Source organism: Paenibacillus sp. DMB20 (assembly GCF_000987955.1).
GTDB lineage: Bacteria > Bacillota > Bacilli > Paenibacillales > Paenibacillaceae > Paenibacillus_AQ.
Map to the genome: position 1 here is coordinate 300,098 of NZ_LAZU01000025.1, position 18,153 is coordinate 318,250.

An 18,153-nucleotide genomic window follows, 5' to 3' on the forward strand; every position below is an offset into this window, starting at 1 on the left:
CATAGATATGTAAGGACAAAGGTGAAGAATGCGAGGGGATGAAAATGGATTTAATCGCGGCCATCATTTTGGGAATCGTTGAGGGATTGACGGAGTTTATCCCGGTTTCGTCGACAGGGCATATGATATTAACCGCCAAGGCGATGGGATATAACGACCAGACCCCTATAATGAAGACATTTGAAATCATTATCCAGCTGGGGGCCATTCTGGCGATTGCCATAGTATACCGGCACAGGATTTTAAATCTGCTTGGATGGACCAGCAGCCGACCGCTTCGCAAGCCGCCGGTATCGGCAAAACGTTTGAATCTTATCCATGTTTTTTTGGGCATAGCTCCTGCCCTTGGCGTCGCTTTTTTGGCGAAGGATTTTATCAAAGGCCTGTTCAGTGCGGAGACCGTGCTCTGTGCTCTGGTGGCCGGCGGCATATTTATGATGTTCGCCGAATGGTACAATAAGGCCAAAACAAACATCATTACGGCCCATGAGCTTGATGATTTGACGTATAAGCAGGCGCTGCTGATCGGGCTTTACCAGATCATTTCGGTGTTGTGGCCGGGATTCTCGCGGTCGGGCTCGACGATATCCGGAGGCATGCTGAGCGGCGTGAGCTATAAGGCGGCTGCGGACTTTTCCTTCCTTATCGCCATTCCGATCATGTGTGCGGCAACCGGCTACGAACTTCTTGAATCCTACCGTTATTTCACGCCGGACGTACTGGGTGTGTTTATTGCAGGGTTTATCGTTTCGTTCGTCGTGGCTTATTTTGTGGTCCTCGCGTTTATGAAGCTGATCCAAAAAATCAGGCTTACGCATTTCGCCATCTACCGATTTATCCTCGCCGCGGTTTTTTGGCTGTTTATGATGCAGTAACCGGGTTGATTTTAACGGCGGTCATTCCGCGTTGCCTGGAGCCTTAGGCGGTGTTAAATTACATACATCGAGTACAGAGGAAGTGGAAGTTTGCGTCTTATACCTGTTGACTTGTTAAAGCCGGGAATGGTTCTCGGCAAAAAAATATATAACGCCGACGGATTGATTCTGCTCGCGGAGGGCGTAAAGCTGACGGATGGCCTGATCCGCCGTTTGGGCGGCCTGGAGCTCAGTTATGTATACATCGAGGATGCGAACACCGACGATATTGCCGTTCCGGAGATGATCAGCGAAGAAACGCGGCTTGCGGCCATCCGGTCCATCCGGACCAGCTTTAAAAATCTGGAGGGGAGACCGAACATCAAAGGTACTTTTCTTCACTTGGGAAAAACCTTCTCCGGAATGATGGAATCCATGATTGACGAGATTTCGTCGCTGGAGGAATCGATGGTACTGCTCACGGATATGAATACAAACGACTACAACCTTTATCAGCATTCCCTGAACGTATGCCTGTACACGATGGTTCTCGGCTTGTCTTACGGCTACAGCCGCGAAGATATCCGGCTTCTCGGACTGGGAGCGCTGCTGCACGATATTGGAAAAACGAGAATTCCGCCGGCCGTGGTTCAAAAACCGGGACGCTTGAGCGACCAGGAATTTCTGGAGATGCAGAAACACACGGTGCTCGGTTTCGAAATGCTAAAGGACGAGCCGAACATTCCGCTGGTATCCGCCCACTGCGCGCTTCAGCACCATGAGCGGCTGGACGGGTCCGGCTACCCCAGAGGATTGAAAGGATCCGAAATTCATGAATATGCCAAATGGGTTGCCATAACGGATTCCTATGACGCGATGACGACGCACCGGGTATACAAACCGGCTATGCTGCCGCACCAGGCGGTCGAGGTGATGTATGCCGGTTCGGGAACGCTGTATGAACAACGTTTTCTTGCCTTGTTCCGGGACCGGGTTGCAATTTATCCTCCGGGAATTACGGTTCGCCTGACGACGGGAGAAACGGGCGTCGTGTCGAAAATAAATGCAAACGTGCCGCACCGGCCTGTCGTGCGCGTATTAACGAATACTGCCGGCGAGGAACTCGTCTCACCCTACGAAGTCGATCTGTCGCAATCCCTGACCGTCATGATCGCCGGGACCGGACAGGCCGCACCCAAGCAACTATAAGAGGCCAAGGAGGAACATCCATGATACGACATGGCGCAGAATCACCGCTATACAGGTGGGGACGTTTCGTTTACCGCTTCCGCCGTGCCATCGTTGCAACATGGATTGTTTTGTTTTGCCTGATGATTCCGTTCGCGATCCTGCTTCCGTCCATGCTGCAGCAGAACGGATTTACGCCGGCGAACAGCCCGGCTCTTGAAGGGGTAAAAAAGCTGGAAGAGGGCTTGGGGCTTTCATCAACCGCGATCGACATCGTAGTGGTCAGCAGGACAGGGGAAAACCTGACGACGGGAACCCGGCAGAAACGGATTCTGAGAGAGCTGGAGCCGCTCTTGTCCAAGCCTTACGTTCAGGACATGCATATCAACATTGCCTCCCGCAATCCGGGACAAGATCATATTCAGTGGGTTACCGTGCAGCTGAAAGAGGATACTGCCGAAGCGCTGAAGCATTTTGATGAGATCAGGGAGGCCGTTCCGGAAATAACGGGAGCGGATACGTACTTAACAGGCAATACGGCTGTGTTTGCGGATATGAACGAGGCGGTAAAAAAAGATATCTTCCGCGCGGAATTGATCGGCATGCCGCTTGCCTTGATCATCCTGTTGCTTGTCTTCCGCACGGTGACGGCAGCTGTCCTGCCGCTCATTGCGGGCCTGGTCAGCGTATCGGTAACCATGGGCGCCCTTTACTTTGGCGCGGCTCTCGACGGCGCCATCAGCAACTTTTTGCCGAATGTGGTCACCATGCTCGGCCTCGCCGTCGGCATTGACTATGCGCTCTTTGTGGTCAGCCGGTTTAGGGAGGAAATCGCACGGGCCGATGGGCATACGGAACGGGCGGTGGCAGTTTCCTGCGCCACGGCCGGGAAGGCGGTCATATTTTCGGGGGCTGCGGTATGGATCGGCTTTTTGGCGATGGCCATGATCGAACTGCCGATCTTCAAATCCTTCAGCATGGGTGGGATCACGGTGGTGCTCGTGTCCGTTCTTGCCGCGAATACCCTGCTGCCTGCGCTGCTGGGCATGCTGGGACCGCGGATCGATTCCCTGCCGCTTTGGGGCAGAAGCGCGGCAGACCCGGTTTCCGGACAAGCTCGGGGAGCATGGCGCAAAATTTCGGCATTCGTCATGGCCCGCCCCGTGGTTATTTCTGCTGCGGTCATTGCTCTGCTATTGCTTACCATGCTGCCCGTCAAATCGATGAAGGCCGGTATTCCGGCGGCGGAGGTGCTTCCGCCTTCTTATGATTCCAGGTACGGATTCGAGCTGCTGAAGCAGGCTTATGACGAGCGCGAACTGAGTCCCATTATCGTGGCGGCCGAGCTCCCGGATGCGTATGGGACACCGCAAAGCATACAAGCCGTGAAAACTTACATGGATCAGGTGCGCCGTCTGCCCGAGGTTCACCGAGTGGAGAGCTACGTGAGTTTGACCAGGGGAACGGCAGAGGAGTCAGCGGATTACATAACGCGTCCACACATCCGGGAGCAGCTTGAAAAATATCATGTGGTGAGGGACCGAATGGCCGCGATTGCCGTCGTCCCCAAAAATGGCGATGCCGATGATGCAACGCAGGCGCTGGTCGCCGGGCTGCGGAAGATGGAAACTCCGGGCCTCCGGACTTATATAACGGGCAATCCGCCTTATAAACTGGATATTTTGCAGGAGATGAAGAAGGGGATTCCTTCCGTGCTGCTGTTTGTGTTTATTACAACCTATATCATCCTGTTTGCGGCCTTCCGGTCCGTTATTCTTCCGTTGAAGGCGGTGGTGATGAACGTCCTCAGTCTCGGCGCGGGACTCGGCATCGTGGTGCGGGTGTTTCAGGAAGGCGCCGGCGCAGGCTGGCTCGGCGTGTCGCATACGGGCTCGATTTTTGCTTTGCTGCCGATCCTCATATTTTGCGTGGTCTTCGGGATTTCGATGGATTATGAAGTGATCCTGCTGTCCCGGATCAAGGAAAGCTATCAAGCAACCGGCGACAACGAGCTGAGTACGGCGGAAGGGTTGGAAAAAACGGGAGGCATGATCACCAGCGCAGCTTTGATTCTTGCGGTCGTCGTGGGCGCTTTCATCTTCACCGACAACGAGGTGATGAAAGCGATCGGGCTTGGCCTGACCGCAGCCGTGCTGTTGGATGCCACGGTGGTCCGGATTCTGCTGGTTCCGGCGTTCATGAAGCTGCTAGGCAGAGCCAATTGGTGGAGTCCCGCCTGGCTGTTCCCCTCCCGCAAGCGGCGCGACGGAGAATCTTTTCGGGAAGACCCGGTCTGATGAGCAGTTAGGAACAGCGTGACTACAGGAGTCGGCTTTTCGCGTATGGTATAATGGTGAAACGGCGTGCCTGCACCATGTGCAAGCAACATATAGATCGATTGTAATTGGAACATTCGGTTAATAAAAGAAATAAAGGTGGAAAACAATGAGTAATACAGCAAAGTCGAACCAACCCGTCTTAAAGCGGATTTCTCCCAGTTATGATCCTTGGGATCCGATCGTTTCCCTGCGCCAGCATGGGCGGCATGTACTGACCAGCGTAGAGATGACGGTTACCCATCTGTGCAACATGCGCTGCGAGCACTGCGCGGTAGGCGATATGCTGGTGATGAAGGAAGCGCCGATGCTTCCTCTGGATATCATGCTGAAGCGGCTGGACGAAGTGGAACATCTGCAGACGATCAGCATTACGGGCGGGGAGCCTGCTTTCCTGGGAAAAACGGTGGACAACGTTATCGTACCGCTGTTCAAATATGCCAAAGAACGGGGCATCCGCACGCAGATCAACTCCAATCTGACATTGGACATCGCACGATACGAGAAGATGCTGCCATATCTGGATGTGATGCATATCTCGTTCAACTATCTAAACGGGGATGACTTTCACGAGGTCGGTTTTGCCAACAGCGGTCATCCGGTATCTAAAGAAGCGGCCTATCGTCTGTACGACACCATGATGGTCAATGCCGAAAAGCTAAGCCGTGAGGGGATGTTTATCTCGGCCGAATCGATGATCAACTACCGGACCCATGCCAAGCTGGACGGAATCCACGAGCTGATCCGGCAGATGGGCTGCCGGCGGCATGAGGTCCATCCGATGTATGCTTCGAACTTTGCCGCTTCGCTGCCCGTATTGTCTTTGAACGATATGAAGACGGCCATTCATCGGCTGCTGGATGTCCGGGATCCGGACATATGGATGCTGTTCGGCACGCTGCCGTTTTTCTCCTGCAGCAGCGACGGGAGCGATCAGGAGCTGATCCGTCGTCTTCGCTCCGAGCGGAACGTAACGGTTCGCAATGATCCCGACGGACGGAACCGGGTCAACGTCAATCTGTTTTCGGGCGACGTTTACGTGACCGACTTTGCGGATATTCCTCCTTTTGGAAACATCAAAGAGCAGAAGCTGGATGATATATTTACGGCATGGTCGACGGATCATCCGCTGAATCAGACGGTGAACTGCCATTGTGACGCCGCAAACTGCTGCGGTCCGAATCTTCTCGTTGCGGATATGTACTATAAGGGCATTGATTTTAAAACGAGAAGAGCTTTGACAAACTAGAATCCGGAAAGAAGGCGTATGGCAATGGAGGAGTTTGAGGTCGGGAAACTGATTTTGAATTTGCTCTTGGTATTTCTGCTTGTTCTGTTAAACGGCGTGTTCGTAGCCGCGGAATTTTCACTCGTCAAGATGCGCCAGTCCCGGCTTACCCAACTGGTCAGCGAGGGCAACATGCTTGCCGGCGTGGCCCTGAAGGTCAACAGGAAGCTGGATGCCTATTTATCCGCAACACAGCTTGGAATTACGCTGACGTCGCTTGGACTCGGCTGGATCGGGGAACCCGCGATCTCGGAACTCCTGGTGGAGCCTTTGATGCACAAATTGGGAATGACCGATCAGGTATTGATTTCGTCCATTTCGGTAGCGGTCGGCTTCTGCATCATTACGTTTCTGCATATAGTATTGGGAGAGCTTGCCCCGAAGTCACTGGCGATTCAGCGGACGGAAGGAACGGCACTGCTGTTGTCCGCTCCGCTGCTCTGGTTTTACCGCCTGTTCCTTCCGGTCATTTGGCTCCTGAATAAATCCGCCAACGGGATTTTGCGTATGGTTGGCATTCAGCCGGTGAGCGAGGCGGAAGCGGCCCATTCGGAAGAAGAGATTCGCATTCTGATGAACGAGAGCGCCAAGAGCGGCGTCATCGACGAGAATGAAATGAAACTGATGGACAACCTTTTCGATTTTTCCGATCTGCTGGCCAGAGAGATCATGCTGCCGCGGACGGATATGGACGTCTTGTACGCCAATCTTCCGCTGGAAGAGAATCTGAGAATCATGAACGAAACAAAGCACTCCCGTTATCCCGTTGCCGTGGAGGACAAGGACCGGATTATCGGATTTATCCACATAACCGATTTGCTTATGGCCGATCCGGAGCAGCAGAAGAATCTGGCTTCATTGGTCAGGCCCATCATGGACGTGCCGGAATCGATGGAGATCAGCCACGTGCTTCGCCTGATGCAGAAGAGGCATGAGCAGCTTGCGCTGGTCGTCGACGAGTACGGCGGAACGGCGGGGATTCTGACGGCGGAGAAGATCCTTGAGGAAATCGTCGGCGATATATATGACGAGTTCGAGGACGAGCGTCCGGAGGTGGAGATCCGAGGGGACGTCATTTCCGTCGACGGCCGGATGCTCATTGAAGACGTGAACGATCTGACGGGGGTTGTCATTGAAGAGCAGAAGGTGGACTCCATCGGGGGATGGTTGTTTAAAGAGCTGGAAGGAAACCCGGCCAAAGGCAAAAAGATCGTTTTTGACGGCGTGACCTTCGAGGTTGAGGAATCTTCCCGCCTCCGCGTGACCCGGGTCATTATTCATAAAAAGCGCGCAGGAACCCCAACAGGAAATACGGATCAATAGGGTAGGGATTACGATAGGTGAGGAAGTGAGTTATGTCCGGGAAACAGTTGGTTTTTATCGCGCTGGGGCTTTTCTTGATTTATGGAATGTTTACCGTAGGGGCACCGTTTCTGTTGGCGCTGATCCTTGCCATCTCCTTGGAGCCGTTTAACCGTCTATTAATGAAAAGGGCACGGATGAACCGTGCCGCTGCTGTAACGATCACGAACACGCTGTTTCTGTTTCTGCTGATGCTGGTCGTTTACCTGATGGGACTTCAGGCTTTTGCCCAGCTGGTGGAATACTGGAGCAAGGCTCCGCAGTATTTTAAGGGGGCCAACCAGTTTTTGCAGCATACGATCATCCAGGCAGAGGACATGCTGAACGGCATATCGCCGGGTCTTGCGGACAGCCTGACATCTTTCATGTCGAATATTTCCTCTTACCTGGAGTCTTTGGTTAACACATTGTCGTCCACGTTTTTGTCCTTTGCCAAAATGCTGCCCAATCTGTTTGTAACGTCCATCGTATTTTTTGTGGCGCTCTATTTGTTCAGCTTCAGCCTGGACACCATGCGGAACAGCGTCCTGTCTTTTTTTGACGAATCGTCGCAAAGCCAGGTGGACGAAGTGCTGGGCAGCCTGAAAAAATCGATATTCGGCTTTTTGCGGGCCCAGCTCATCCTCAGCGCGTTTACCTATGTGATTACGTTGACGGGACTTCTCGTGCTGGGAGTCAATTATCCGCTGGCCATCGCGCTTCTGGTTACGATCGTGGACATTTTGCCGATCCTCGGCGTAGGGTCCGTACTCGTGCCGTGGGCCATCTATCTGTTGGTCGTCGGCGATTACTTCACGGGCATTGGCCTGATCCTCCTGTTTATCCTCATCACGGTCATCCGCCGCGTGCTGGAACCGAAAGTGATCGGGGATGCCGTCGGAATCGGCGCGCTCCCCGCCTTGATCAGCATGTACGTCGGGTTTAAGCTGGTCGGGGTGATCGGTTTTTTTATCGGCCCGTTGGTCATTATCTTGTATTCGGCAATGCGCAAGGCCGGCTTATTCCAGATCAAAATCAAGTTTTAATAACGACGAAAACCCTTTTTTTCCGTGAACCGTGCGGGAAAATGGGTTTTTTTCTGTTTCCGGAGTTCATTTTCCGGGCGGATGACATATGTTAGTTACGAAGAGCGAACGCATTGCCCCTTAACCGAATTCAAAAGAAGGAGGAATCCGATATGAAACCGAACGCCGAGGAACGCGTGTATGTCCCGTACCGCAGTCCGTTTGACCCTTGCCCTCCGCTGCCATACAGATCCTACGTAGTGCCCGTGAACCAGTATATTGTGTTTCAGCCGGCCGGTCTCCCGCAGTTCAGCCCGGCGGAAGCGTTGAAACACGGAACATTGTGGCCTTCTCTCTACAGTCCTTACGAATCCCGAAAACTGAAAGGAGAGTAGATCATGGAAGAAGTAAGACCACAGGCCGGCGACCCCCGGTATTATGAACTTTTAGAGCAGCTTCAGGCTATTGATTTCGTGCTGGTCGAGCTGAATTTGTACCTGAATACCCATCCGGATGACCTAAAAAGCATTGAGCAGTACAACAAACTTGCGCAGGAGCGCATGATGCTCGCCAAACAGTTCGAAGAACTGTACGGACCTCTGATGAATTTCGGGCACGCTTTTTCGAGGCATCCTTTCGAATGGCCCAAGACCCCGTGGCCCTGGCAGGTGTAACGGTGACGCAGGCTGGACGCTTTCGGCCGAAGCGGTCTGCCGGCAGCCGCTAAAACTAGCCCAATATAAGGAGGCGTTGGTATCCCATGTGGGTGTATGAAAAAAAACTGCAGTATCCCGTAAGAGTCAGCAAGTGCGATCCCATGATGGCGAAGTTTCTGATCGAGCAATACGGCGGAGCGGATGGGGAATTAGCGGCGGCTTTGCGTTATTTGAATCAGCGGTATACGATTCCCGATAAGGTGATCGGCGTGTTGAACGATATCGGGACCGAGGAATTCGCCCACCTGGAAATGATCGCAACCATGGTATATAAGCTCACCAAGGATGCCACCGTGGAGCAGCTCGAGGCCGCCGGCTTGGGTCCTCACTATGCAAACCATGACAAGGCTTTGTTTTACGAAAATGCGGGGGGCGTGCCGTGGACGGCAACCTATATTCAAGCCAAAGGCGATCCGATCGCGGATTTGTACGAGGACATCGCGGCAGAGGAGAAGGCACGCGCTACATACCAATGGCTGATCGACATGACGGACGACGTGGACCTTCAGGACGGCCTGAAATTTTTGCGGGAGCGGGAGATCATCCATGCCATCCGGTTCAGGGAAGCGGTGGAGATCATCAAAGAGGACCGCGATAAGAAAAAGATTTTTTGATGGACTTGTTTGCAAAAGAGATAAATCATATTCCCAAGCATTTGGAAATATGAAGACCATGCTGGCTAAGGGCTGCATGGTCTTTTTTACTTTTCATTTGCATCTGAAACGATGAACCAAAGGCCAAATAATTCTTCTGACCCCCTAAATGTATATTTAATTCCATTACGTGTAGTCGATTTTCTCAGTTTGGTAACGTCAACACCTTTTGAAAGCAATCCTATATCCCGAAGTACCCCTGCACGTCCCTCTGATGTTAAATCTGGATTCGTGGAAGCGATCAATAATCCGATGGTTAACAACATATCCGTTCCGGATTGCGGGCTGCCGTCTTCAGCGCCGACCATTGCTACCTCCCTCACACTTCCATCCAATTTATTTACACTACCCAGAAGATAAACATAATCACTTATTTTATAAGAAAAAGTATCCTGAAGGGCACCATCTTTAACTTTTATCTTTCCAAGTGTTATGTCTACGTTCAGTCTTTTGGCTGTAGAATTAAATGCCTTGCGGAAACCTTCAACATTCATCCCGATATCGCCTGGTTTTGAGCTTTGTTCAGTTTTCTTTTTGGGTTTAGCTTTTTTAGATGCGGGTTCCTTTTTTAACTCCTCAAAGTCTTTTCCACCAAACGAAATATAAAGTTTTTCTTCTTTGAGGTCATTTTTTTCAACAGCCTTGACCAATTCGTTGAATTTTTCTTTATCTGGTCCAGTTATTTTTTCTATCTGCTGCGATACTGGATCGGCTTGCTGCTTAGGACCATTTGAACATCCTAAGGCACCAGTGAGGAGCACTGCAATCACAGCCACAAACAGCCATTTTTGATAGGTCGGTTTTTTCAACTTGATTCCCCCAATTATGAGATAATATGACAAGCATAGTCTAACAGACCTAGGAAAATATTTCTATACAAGATAAGATAATAAAAGCCGCATCACACAACAGATGAACATATAATATTTGGAAGTAAACGAATGAATGTTATGAACGATAATGGTGCAGAAGAATTCGCCCACCTGGAAATGATCGCAACCATTTCCATCCAGGATCCTTTCATATGCGATGTGCTGATTTCGTCAAATATCCCTCTCTTATCGCTATGGGAGTGAGGTTATGGTTTGCGCGGGGAATCGCCTTGCATTATGATGGGGGGAGAAACGACAAAAATCACCATGGAAATGAAGGGATGGACAAAAGAGATGGAGAGAAACGGGAAGCTGGTCAAACCGGAGGCAATGATTTTTGATATGGACGGAACGTTGTTTCAGACCGAAACGCTGCTCTTGCCTGCCTATCACAAATTATTCGACATCCTGCGGGAGGAGGGACATCACAGCGGAGAAACCCCGAACGAACAGCTGATGCTTGGGAGCCTGGGAATGCTGCTGGAGGATATATGGAAAAGGGTGCTGCCCGAGGGAACGCCTGAAGCGCACAAGCGTGCGGACGAGCTTCTCCTTCAGCTGGAGCTGGAAGGATTGCAAGGCTCGGATGCCGTCTTGTATCCCGAGGTAGTGGAGACGCTGGAGGAGTTGAAGCGGCGCGGCGTCAGATTGTTTGTGGCGTCCAACGGACTGGAGCACTACGTGAAGGGGATCTGCGAGGCCCGGGGCATGAGTTATCTCTTTGAAGGTCTTTATAGTGCCGGTGAGCATGGAACGGCGAGCAAGGTCGATCTCGTAGCACTGCTGCTCAAGAACCACGGCATTGAAAAGGCATGGATGGTCGGCGACCGTTCCTCCGATGTCGAGGCAGGAAAGAAAAACGGACAAACCGTCATCGGCTGCCAGTACGCCGGTTTCGGCAAGGATCAGGAGCTGAAAGGCTCCGATGCCATCATTACGTCGTTCCCGCAGTTATTGGAGCTGCATGCTAACTCCACCGGGTAAACCCGGTAAAAGAAAAACGTCTATCGACGTATTCTCAAAGCAGATATCTTAAAGAAGAGCCCTTGCTTTTTAGGCAGGGCTCTTTCTTATGGACAAAACCGCAGCGGGGCGACGGTTGAAAGCCGATGTCGAGGAGGGCAAAATGAATCAGGCTTTACGCGTTCTTTGCCTGCTTCTTTTGGCTATAGAGCCACAATGCGTACTCCAGCGGCCGCACAAGCGATTCCCGATATGACGCTTTGTCGCCGATTTGGGAGAAAACCTCCCTGGATGGCTTCGGGTTTACCTCCAACAGAAGGATCCGGCCGTTTTTATCCACGGCGAGGTCCAGGGCAAGCTCGCAAAGCGCACCGTACTTTTCCTCCAGGAAGCGGGCAACGTCCACCCCCAGCTCCGATGCTTCGGCATGAATTTTCTCCTGCTTCTCCCGGTCGGATATCCACTCTTCCAGAAGTTCGTCCATAGCCATGGCTCTTCCGCCGCCGTGCAAATTGGACGTGACGCTATGGAGCGCTCCGACCCGTCCCACGCAGCCCGTGACCTTCCACTCGCCGGAACCGTTTTTCTGGACCAGCATCCGGTAATCATGCACTCTGCCGTTGGGGAGCTCAAGGTGGATGCCTTCCTGGACCAAGTATTTCCCCTTGACGTGCCATTGGGACAGGTAGGACCCGAGCATGGGCGCCGGCAGTTTTCTGGGCGTAATAATATTTCGGTTTGAATTTCGCCCGCGAATATCGTAATGACCTTGGGGACCGGAATTCCGGGTGATGCGCAAAATGCCCCGGCCTCCTGTGCCGTTGATGGGCTTAAGATACACGGTAGGATGCCGTTGCAGCATCCGGTTAACGTCCCCGATGCCGTGTATCAGAACCGTATCCGGAAGGTAGGGCCTAAAGCGTTTGATGGCATGCAGCGCCTGATGAACGGTCCATTTGTTACGCAGCGGCCTGTTCAAGAAAAGGAGATGGCTGTAACGTGAACGGAAGCGAAGGAGCTGCTGAAAGCGTGCGCTTTTTTGAATGCGGCAGCGGTCATAGATCATATGGGGAAACGAACGCCATCGCCTTGACCACCTGCCCGTATCCGGTTTGAACTCCAGTGCATGGATCATTCCCTTGGAGGAATCGACATCCGCCGGAGTGAATACAAATACATCCAACCCCAGTTCACGGCCTTCGGCGATCATTCGTTCATAGACAGGCAACTCCTCAAGCCTTTTCCGGTCATTCAAATATAAGGTCAGAATTCCTAAGACGGGTTGAGACACAGCGGTCACCTTCTTGCTTAAAGTCTGAGTCGTTTAAACAATCCATAACGGATTCATCCGATCGTCCAGCCATCACAAGCGTCGGTTTTCCTGTCGGACCAGCTTCCAGTGCGATCGCCCGCATGCCCGCATGAAAACACATCTGAAGACTGGCTATATTGTCAACAGCGACCTTGCAGCGCAGCCGGCCGAGCCGGGACAGCTGGTAAAGGAGCAGGGATGTCCCGATGCGCCGGCCGCGGTACAGCGGATGTACGGCAACAAGGCAGGCGGTCTGTCCATATCCTGCCGCAAAAGAGAGGCCGATCGGCATCCGCCCCTGCTCCCCGCGTACGGTTACGGCAGTGAGGGCTGTTCCGGGCTGTTTCAGCCGGTCAAGCGCCAGCGTTTTTAAGTGAAAACAGCCTTCGACGGTAAGTCTTTTGCTGCCGAAACGCCGCATAAACTCATAGCATTGCCGGCGGATGTCCGGCCATTCCGCCGGATTTGAGGGAAAGACGGATCCGATCTCCATATAATCCCCTCCTTTAAAAGGTTATTCATAAAGTATCTTTTGATCACGAAGCGAATTCAAGACCAAATCTTGAATTCCGCTATTTGTTCCCGATCAGGTATCCGCAGTAATGGAAAATTCGTTCAAGCGAACGTTTGCGGATAGCCGGCTCATCAAATTTCATCGGCCTGGAGTTGGCCTCGAAAAACCAAAGCTCTCCGGCCGTATCCACGCCTAGATCCATTGACATCTCGCCGAGGGAAAGGCGTGAGCCCTTTTCGATTTGTCTGGCAATATGGGTGGCCGCGCTCCTGACCTTGTTAAGGATCGCTGCGGTCTGCTCGGTACCGAAAATGACGGGCAGCAGCTTTTCCGGATCCTCGATCGTTCCGCCCCGAGGAACGTGCGTGGTGATGCTTTGGGCTCCTGCCATCCGGGCACCTATGCCGGTTATGCTCCAAATGCCATGCTCCGATTTCTGTACGAGTATACGAAGATCAAAAGGGCGGCCATGCTGGGAAGCGAGCTCGATCCCTTGCTGGAGCAGGTAAGACTCGCCTTTGGTTTCCCGGGAAATTCTTTCCCAGAGACGATCAAGGGAAGCCGTTTTATAGGTTACGCTGTCTTTGTTGTTCTGGATCTGGAGGCGGTACGGCAGAGGCTTGTTCTTCTGGCATTTCAACCTCATGATCCCCTGGCCGGCCTTGCCTTCCTCCGGTTTGAGATAAAGATACGGTGAACGCTTCACCATATCGTGCAAGGAAGGGAGACCCTTCAGGCGTTTGGTCATCGGTGCCAATTTTCGGGTCAACCTTGATTTGTTCAGCCATCCGAACAGCTGCCATTTGTTGAAAAAGTAAGGGTTGTAGATATCCAAATTGGGGTGACGCAGGCATGCTTCGATCTTCCGGCGGACCGGCTGCTTCATCTCATCCTCCCGGTAAGGAATCCGGTTGTAGATAACCCGGGGCAGAGGAAACAGCCTCTGCTCCCAGGTATGAGGGTCCGAACCGGGGAGGAATCCCCGAACCGGGGAGGAATCCAGCTTCAAATCGCGCGCGGTGACCACATAAACCAGGTATCCCATTTCCTTGCCTGTTTTGATGATTTCGTAGAAGTTTTGCCGGTTTCCCCTGAACATCCGAATGGAATCGTGCATCGTCAGAATCGCGACGACGGGTTTGGCATCCTCCTCATGGCGGCTGATCACGAGTCATTCCCCCTGTAGAACCCGCTTAAATACAGGCAATGCTCAAAAATATGCTCTACGGAAGATTTTCCTTCCACCCGCAGGGAGGGGTGGCTGAAAATCGATCTTCCGGGCTTGGAGTTGGCTTCAAACATCCAGATTTTTTCATTCTCATCGATTCCGATATCAAAACCGATTTCCGCCAGGACGTTAGACTGGTTTTGTTCGATTGCCTCTGCCAGCGTAACCGCGGTTTTTTTCGCTCGATCCAGAACCTCCTTGGCCTTAGAGCCAAACACGCGGCTCAGTGCTTGCTCGGGTGTCATGAGCGATCCGCCGTTTTTAATGTGGGTCGTAACGCTGCCGCGTCCCGCCTTCTTGGCTCCGATCCCGACCACGACCCAGCGGTTTTTTCCATCTTTATGCATGTGAAAACGGAAGTCGATCGGACATCCGTCAATCTCGATCAGCCGGATGCCCTGCTGGATGACGTAATTTTTCAGACTGGAGCCATGTTTGGATTGAAGCATGCGCATCAGGCTGGCGAATGTCGGAAACTTAAGCAGCGTATTCCCTCCGGAATTGCTGTAACGGGCAAAATAGCCTTTTTTCGGATGATAGGTAAGCCGATATATTCCGTTTCCCAGGCTTCCTCCGGACGGTTTGTAGTAGACGAACCGGTGCCGTTCTATCATATCCTTAATCCGCTCGGGAACTGGGCTGTTATGGGTTTCAGGAACATATCGGCCGGCCTGAACGTCGTTTTCCAGCTGATTGTAAATATCGGACTTGTTGAAGAAAGCCCAGTTGAAAAATGGGATATTCCTGCGTTTAAAACGGTCCCTCAGCTGATTGGTAAAGGGGGAGAAGTCGGTTCGCCTGCTCGGCAACCGGTTATAGACAACATCAGGCAGGGGAACGGTTTTCCGGATAAACTGCCCGTTTGACCCAAGCATGTAAGCATAGACGGTCTCTCGCTGCCAGTTAATGTCGCGCGGTGCAAAGGCATAAACAAACATTTTTTTATTTCCTTCGCGCAGCAGCTGCCGGATATAACCCGTTCGCGAGGAAAAAGGGCTTGCCGAATCGGCGGAGCCGTCGGATAACACGCCGACGACGGGACCGAGCCGGATTTCCCCTGCCTCGGGGCTGTAAGCATAAACGGGTCCGCTTCTCGGCACATGGATTTGATTGCGGATGCCGGTGCTGAGATAAATATGCCCGCCGGATCGCCCAACCGGTTTGACGAAGGCCGAAACGACGTCGCTGCCAAGGCGAAGCTTGATTTGTTTCCGATTTGCAAGACCCAGGTTTCTCATGAGCGAGCCGGACATATAGACCACTTTTTCGGGCTGCTGCGAAAAATGAACGTTACTGAAAGTCAAACTCATGTATTAACCCTCCTAAGTTGTCGAAGCAATAAATATCGTGCGTACCGGAGGGGGTTCTCCACGGACAGTTTTGCTGCCAGAATGTCCCCGGTTTGCCTGAACGCCCGCCGCCCCGGTTTCGAATTGACCTCCAGCAGCCATACCTTCCCGTCCCGGTCCACTCCGAAGTCGATGCCAAGCTCGCCCAGACGGCCAAATCCGCTCTCCAGGAGCGGGGGAACAAGGCGGCTCAGCCGTTCCAGGCAAGCCAAGATTTCAGCGGATGCCGGGCTTCCGAATTGAGTCGCCAGAAAGGGAAGGACGGGCACCGCCTTGCCCCCGCCGTGAAGGTTGGAGGTCTTTCCTTCGGCAGGTCCTTGGCGCAAAGCCATTCCCGTGGTCATCCATCGGCCCTTGGCGTTTTTCTGGACCAATACCCGCACATCAAAAGGCTTGCCTTCGCGGCTGGTCAGCTGCAGGAAGGGCTGGATCAGAAACCGCCTGCTTCCGGTAAAACGTTCGATCCAGGAGGCCAATTCCCCGACAGGGAGCGTTAATTTGAATATGGAGTTGTCTCGGTCTCTTCCCTGAATCAAGCTGTTTCGCCGGATACACGCACATACAAGGTATGGCTGCCGTGCGAACCGCCGCTCGGTTTCATGAACAGCTCTCCCCCAAAGCGGGACAATGCCCTCTTCAGGCATTCTCTGCCGGTATATGCCAGCGTATGCGGAAGATGCGGCAAAAGCGACGCTTCCCGCTTCAGAAGCGAATAAACCCTTGCTTTCCCCGGCAGGCCGCGGGACCATAGAAAAGCACGTCTGCCCAGCGATTGCAAAGCCATGCCCGCCGCCGTCTTTTCTTTGGCGTTCCTCAACAGGCAGCGGTCATAAATCATATCCGGGACCGGAAACCGTCCCGTTTCCCATCGACCCTGCCTGTACGTGTAACCGGTAACTTTTCCCCCGGTTGCATCGGGATCGGAAGGCTTCAGTTCGGGGATAAATGCATAAACCGATAGACCCAGCTTGGAAGAGGCCAGGCACAATTCACGAACATACTCTCGTTCCGCAAAAGGCGGTGAACCCGTTCTCCGGCATACCATGACGCCGAGTGTTCCAACATATTCAGAGGGCATAGGACCTCCTTGTTTTTAAAAGCCGGTCAAATATTGGCAGTATTGAACCAGACGAATTGCGGACGGCCGCACCTTATACGCATTGTTCAGCGGTGCGTTGTCGCTCTTCGAAGGTTTGGAGTTGACCTCCAGCAGCCAGATGCGCCCCGAGGTGTCCACGGCTAAATCGATCCCGAGTTCCCCAAAGTGGGCCGGAATCGCGGCTTCCAATCCTTTGGCGATGTCCAGGGCGGCCTGCTCCATCCGCTTGGCAGCGGTTTTCTTGGCGGATAAAGGAATTTTGCTCATGGCAATCGTCTCTTTTACGCCGGAAAGCGTTCCTCCCCGGGCCAGGTTAGAGACAAAATGGTTCCCTCCGGCAATTCGGGCGACGACGGAGGTCACGCTCCATTTTCCTTTTTTGTTTTTGTGAACGAGTGCACGGAAATCGACATTCCGTTTATTAATGGTGATCAAGTTTAGCCCTTGCTGAATCTGGTAACGATTCTTTTGGATTTTGCCGGAAAGGCTATTGAACAGTTTCGACAGCGAAGAATATTGTTTTGACTTGGTGCCTTCGGGCGAGGTTGTCACGGATTGAAAGGTGCCGTCGTCCTGACGGGTTATTCGGATGATGCCCTTGCCGAGACTGCCGCGGACCGGCTTCAGAAATACCGTAGGATAGGAGGCGCACATTCTTTTTAAGACAGGATAGCTTTTCAGCAAATAGGACTCCGGCAAGTATTTTTTTAGCTTCTCGTCCCTGCCTAGCGCTTCGAACACTTCCGTCTTATCCAGAAATTTTTCATTGAAAATAGGGGTGTTGAATCTCGATTTTACTTCTTTCATAAAATGCTGTACGCTAGGACTATTCTCCAATTTACGCGTGGGCAGCCGGTTGTTGATTACATCCGGAACCGGTACGGGGCCTCTTTTCCATCCTTGGTCATACCAAACGCCCTCCAGCGATGACAATTGTTGTCCGATCATGTCGGGGGAGAAAAAGAAGACGACAGCACCCAGCTTCCGGCTGGCGTCGATCATTTCCATGCAAAAAGAAGAGATCGATCCAAAGGGCTTATCAGGCGTCCCAGGATCATAACGGCTTATCATGACTCCGATGACGGGGCCGACCCGAAGGTTTTTTTCGGCGGCGTCGTATTTGACATTCACAACCGATCCGGGAAGAAGTCCGGAGTCTTTCGACAAGGAAGAACTGATGCGGAGTCCAGTCGTTTTTTTTTCCGGGAACGACGCGTATTTCCTGTTTGTACGAGCCGAAGGCAAGGTGTATGGGCTGCTCTGCTGGGATCCGGAGCAGTTTTACCAGTCTCTCGCCAAGCCTGATATCGTTATCCGGCAGCGTGCCTGAGCGGATCAATTGTACCGATATCTTGGATTTGGACATCTCGGATCTCCTTCCGACTACAACTTGATGTCTAATGGACAGACAGGAC

General features: G+C 52.5%; 18 protein-coding genes and 1 pseudogene. 11 read left to right on the forward strand and 8 right to left on the reverse strand.

The genetic code is table 11. From position 1 onward, the window contains the following. Positions 1 to 44 precede the first annotated feature (44 nt). The 9 genes from XI25_RS12085 to XI25_RS12125 all read left to right on the forward strand — a co-directional run bounded on the left by XI25_RS12085 (position 45) and on the right by XI25_RS12125 (position 9,362). Entirely contained in the window at positions 45 to 875 is an 831-nt protein-coding gene (locus XI25_RS12085) for an undecaprenyl-diphosphate phosphatase (protein ID WP_046678791.1), read from the forward strand. Positions 876 to 965: 90 nt separating this feature from the next. Beyond that, a complete protein-coding gene (locus XI25_RS12090; RefSeq protein ID WP_046678792.1) occupies positions 966 to 2,063 on the forward strand; it encodes an HD-GYP domain-containing protein in 1,098 nt (365 codons plus the stop codon). Between the two features lie 20 nt (positions 2,064 to 2,083). Continuing rightward, positions 2,084 to 4,339: an MMPL family transporter gene (locus XI25_RS12095; RefSeq protein WP_046678793.1), complete on the forward strand. Its 2,256-nt coding sequence runs from the start codon at positions 2,084 to 2,086 to the stop codon at positions 4,337 to 4,339. A 148-nt stretch (positions 4,340 to 4,487) separates the two neighbouring features. Continuing rightward, positions 4,488 to 5,627, forward strand: a complete 1,140-nt coding sequence (yfkAB, locus tag XI25_RS12100; protein WP_046678794.1) for a radical SAM/CxCxxxxC motif protein YfkAB — start codon at positions 4,488 to 4,490, stop codon at positions 5,625 to 5,627. Positions 5,628 to 5,651: 24 nt separating this feature from the next. Continuing rightward, a complete protein-coding gene (locus tag XI25_RS12105) occupies positions 5,652 to 6,989 on the forward strand; it encodes a hemolysin family protein (RefSeq protein WP_046678795.1) in 1,338 nt (445 codons plus the stop codon). A gap of 32 nt (positions 6,990 to 7,021) precedes the next feature. Next, complete coding sequence (gene ytvI / locus XI25_RS12110) at positions 7,022 to 8,053, forward strand: sporulation integral membrane protein YtvI (RefSeq protein ID WP_046678796.1); 1,032 nt, start codon at positions 7,022 to 7,024, stop codon at positions 8,051 to 8,053. A 152-nt stretch (positions 8,054 to 8,205) separates the two neighbouring features. Further along, positions 8,206 to 8,427, forward strand: a complete 222-nt coding sequence (locus XI25_RS12115) for a spore coat associated protein CotJA (protein WP_046678797.1) — start codon at positions 8,206 to 8,208, stop codon at positions 8,425 to 8,427. Between the two features lie 3 nt (positions 8,428 to 8,430). Beyond that, positions 8,431 to 8,706, forward strand: coding sequence for a spore coat protein CotJB (locus XI25_RS12120; protein WP_046678798.1), 276 nt, complete (start codon positions 8,431 to 8,433; stop codon positions 8,704 to 8,706). A gap of 86 nt (positions 8,707 to 8,792) precedes the next feature. After that, the gene (locus tag XI25_RS12125) at positions 8,793 to 9,362 is read left to right on the forward strand and encodes a manganese catalase family protein (protein WP_046678799.1); all 570 of its coding nucleotides are present in this window, start codon (positions 8,793 to 8,795) and stop codon (positions 9,360 to 9,362) included. An 86-nt stretch (positions 9,363 to 9,448) separates the two neighbouring features. Here the strand turns inward: XI25_RS12125 and XI25_RS12130 are convergent, their stop codons facing one another. Continuing rightward, positions 9,449 to 10,210 carry a hypothetical protein gene (locus XI25_RS12130; protein WP_046678800.1) on the reverse strand — a complete coding sequence of 254 codons (762 nt, stop codon included), beginning with the start codon at positions 10,208 to 10,210 and terminating at the stop codon, positions 9,449 to 9,451. A 132-nt stretch (positions 10,211 to 10,342) separates the two neighbouring features. Between XI25_RS12130 and XI25_RS34545 the strand changes: the two genes are divergently transcribed. Both XI25_RS34545 and XI25_RS12135 read left to right on the forward strand, forming a co-directional pair. After that, a complete protein-coding gene (locus tag XI25_RS34545) occupies positions 10,343 to 10,477 on the forward strand; it encodes a manganese catalase family protein (RefSeq protein ID WP_235439836.1) in 135 nt (44 codons plus the stop codon). A 90-nt stretch (positions 10,478 to 10,567) separates the two neighbouring features. After that, entirely contained in the window at positions 10,568 to 11,257 is a 690-nt protein-coding gene (locus XI25_RS12135) for an HAD family hydrolase (RefSeq protein WP_046678921.1), read from the forward strand. Positions 11,258 to 11,411: 154 nt separating this feature from the next. Here XI25_RS12135 and XI25_RS12140 read toward each other — a convergent pair whose 3' ends face one another. The 7 genes and pseudogenes from XI25_RS12140 to XI25_RS12165 all read right to left on the reverse strand — a co-directional run bounded on the left by XI25_RS12140 (position 11,412) and on the right by XI25_RS12165 (position 18,104). After that, positions 11,412 to 12,527 (reverse strand): YheC/YheD family endospore coat-associated protein, encoded by a 1,116-nt coding sequence (locus XI25_RS12140; RefSeq protein ID WP_046678801.1) that lies wholly within the window; start codon positions 12,525 to 12,527, stop codon positions 11,412 to 11,414. Then, complete coding sequence (locus tag XI25_RS12145) at positions 12,484 to 13,041, reverse strand: N-acetyltransferase (RefSeq protein WP_235439837.1); 558 nt, start codon at positions 13,039 to 13,041, stop codon at positions 12,484 to 12,486. The genes XI25_RS12140 and XI25_RS12145 overlap by 44 nt, the downstream gene beginning before the upstream one ends. A gap of 79 nt (positions 13,042 to 13,120) precedes the next feature. Then, a complete protein-coding gene (locus XI25_RS12150; RefSeq protein ID WP_235439838.1) occupies positions 13,121 to 14,230 on the reverse strand; it encodes a YheC/YheD family endospore coat-associated protein in 1,110 nt (369 codons plus the stop codon). Further along, on the reverse strand, positions 14,227 to 15,600 hold the full coding sequence (locus tag XI25_RS12155) for a YheC/YheD family endospore coat-associated protein (RefSeq protein WP_046678802.1): 1,374 nt from the start codon (positions 15,598 to 15,600) through the stop codon (positions 14,227 to 14,229). The genes XI25_RS12150 and XI25_RS12155 overlap by 4 nt, the downstream gene beginning before the upstream one ends. After that, the gene (locus XI25_RS34550; protein WP_235439839.1) at positions 15,597 to 16,175 is read right to left on the reverse strand and encodes a YheC/YheD family protein; all 579 of its coding nucleotides are present in this window, start codon (positions 16,173 to 16,175) and stop codon (positions 15,597 to 15,599) included. Before XI25_RS34550 ends, XI25_RS12155 begins: the two co-directional genes overlap by 4 nt. Next, positions 16,172 to 16,717, reverse strand: coding sequence for a YheC/YheD family protein (locus XI25_RS34555; protein ID WP_235439840.1), 546 nt, complete (start codon positions 16,715 to 16,717; stop codon positions 16,172 to 16,174). Before XI25_RS34555 ends, XI25_RS34550 begins: the two co-directional genes overlap by 4 nt. Positions 16,718 to 16,732: 15 nt before the next feature. Next, positions 16,733 to 18,104: pseudogene (locus XI25_RS12165) on the reverse strand (YheC/YheD family endospore coat-associated protein). Positions 18,105 to 18,153: the final 49 nt, after the last annotated feature.

Excerpts from the sequence above, each read along its gene's own strand:
- XI25_RS12085 (WP_046678791.1), top strand. The coding sequence starts at position 45 with ATGGATTTAATCGCGGCCATCATTTTGGGAATCGTTGAGGGATTGACG.
- XI25_RS12095 (WP_046678793.1), top strand. The coding sequence starts at position 2,084 with ATGATACGACATGGCGCAGAATCACCGCTATACAGGTGGGGACGTTTC.
- yfkAB (WP_046678794.1), top strand. The coding sequence starts at position 4,488 with ATGAGTAATACAGCAAAGTCGAACCAACCCGTCTTAAAGCGGATTTCT.
- XI25_RS12105 (WP_046678795.1), top strand. The coding sequence starts at position 5,652 with ATGGAGGAGTTTGAGGTCGGGAAACTGATTTTGAATTTGCTCTTGGTA.
- ytvI (WP_046678796.1), top strand. The coding sequence starts at position 7,022 with ATGTCCGGGAAACAGTTGGTTTTTATCGCGCTGGGGCTTTTCTTGATT.
- XI25_RS12115 (WP_046678797.1), top strand. The coding sequence starts at position 8,206 with ATGAAACCGAACGCCGAGGAACGCGTGTATGTCCCGTACCGCAGTCCG.
- XI25_RS12120 (WP_046678798.1), top strand. The coding sequence starts at position 8,431 with ATGGAAGAAGTAAGACCACAGGCCGGCGACCCCCGGTATTATGAACTT.
- XI25_RS12125 (WP_046678799.1), top strand. The coding sequence starts at position 8,793 with ATGTGGGTGTATGAAAAAAAACTGCAGTATCCCGTAAGAGTCAGCAAG.
- XI25_RS34545 (WP_235439836.1), top strand. The coding sequence starts at position 10,343 with ATGAATGTTATGAACGATAATGGTGCAGAAGAATTCGCCCACCTGGAA.
- XI25_RS12135 (WP_046678921.1), top strand. The coding sequence starts at position 10,568 with ATGGAGAGAAACGGGAAGCTGGTCAAACCGGAGGCAATGATTTTTGAT.
- XI25_RS12145 (WP_235439837.1), bottom strand. The coding sequence starts at position 13,041 with ATGGAGATCGGATCCGTCTTTCCCTCAAATCCGGCGGAATGGCCGGAC.
- XI25_RS12155 (WP_046678802.1), bottom strand. The coding sequence starts at position 15,600 with ATGAGTTTGACTTTCAGTAACGTTCATTTTTCGCAGCAGCCCGAAAAA.
- XI25_RS34555 (WP_235439840.1), bottom strand. The coding sequence starts at position 16,717 with ATGCCCTCTGAATATGTTGGAACACTCGGCGTCATGGTATGCCGGAGA.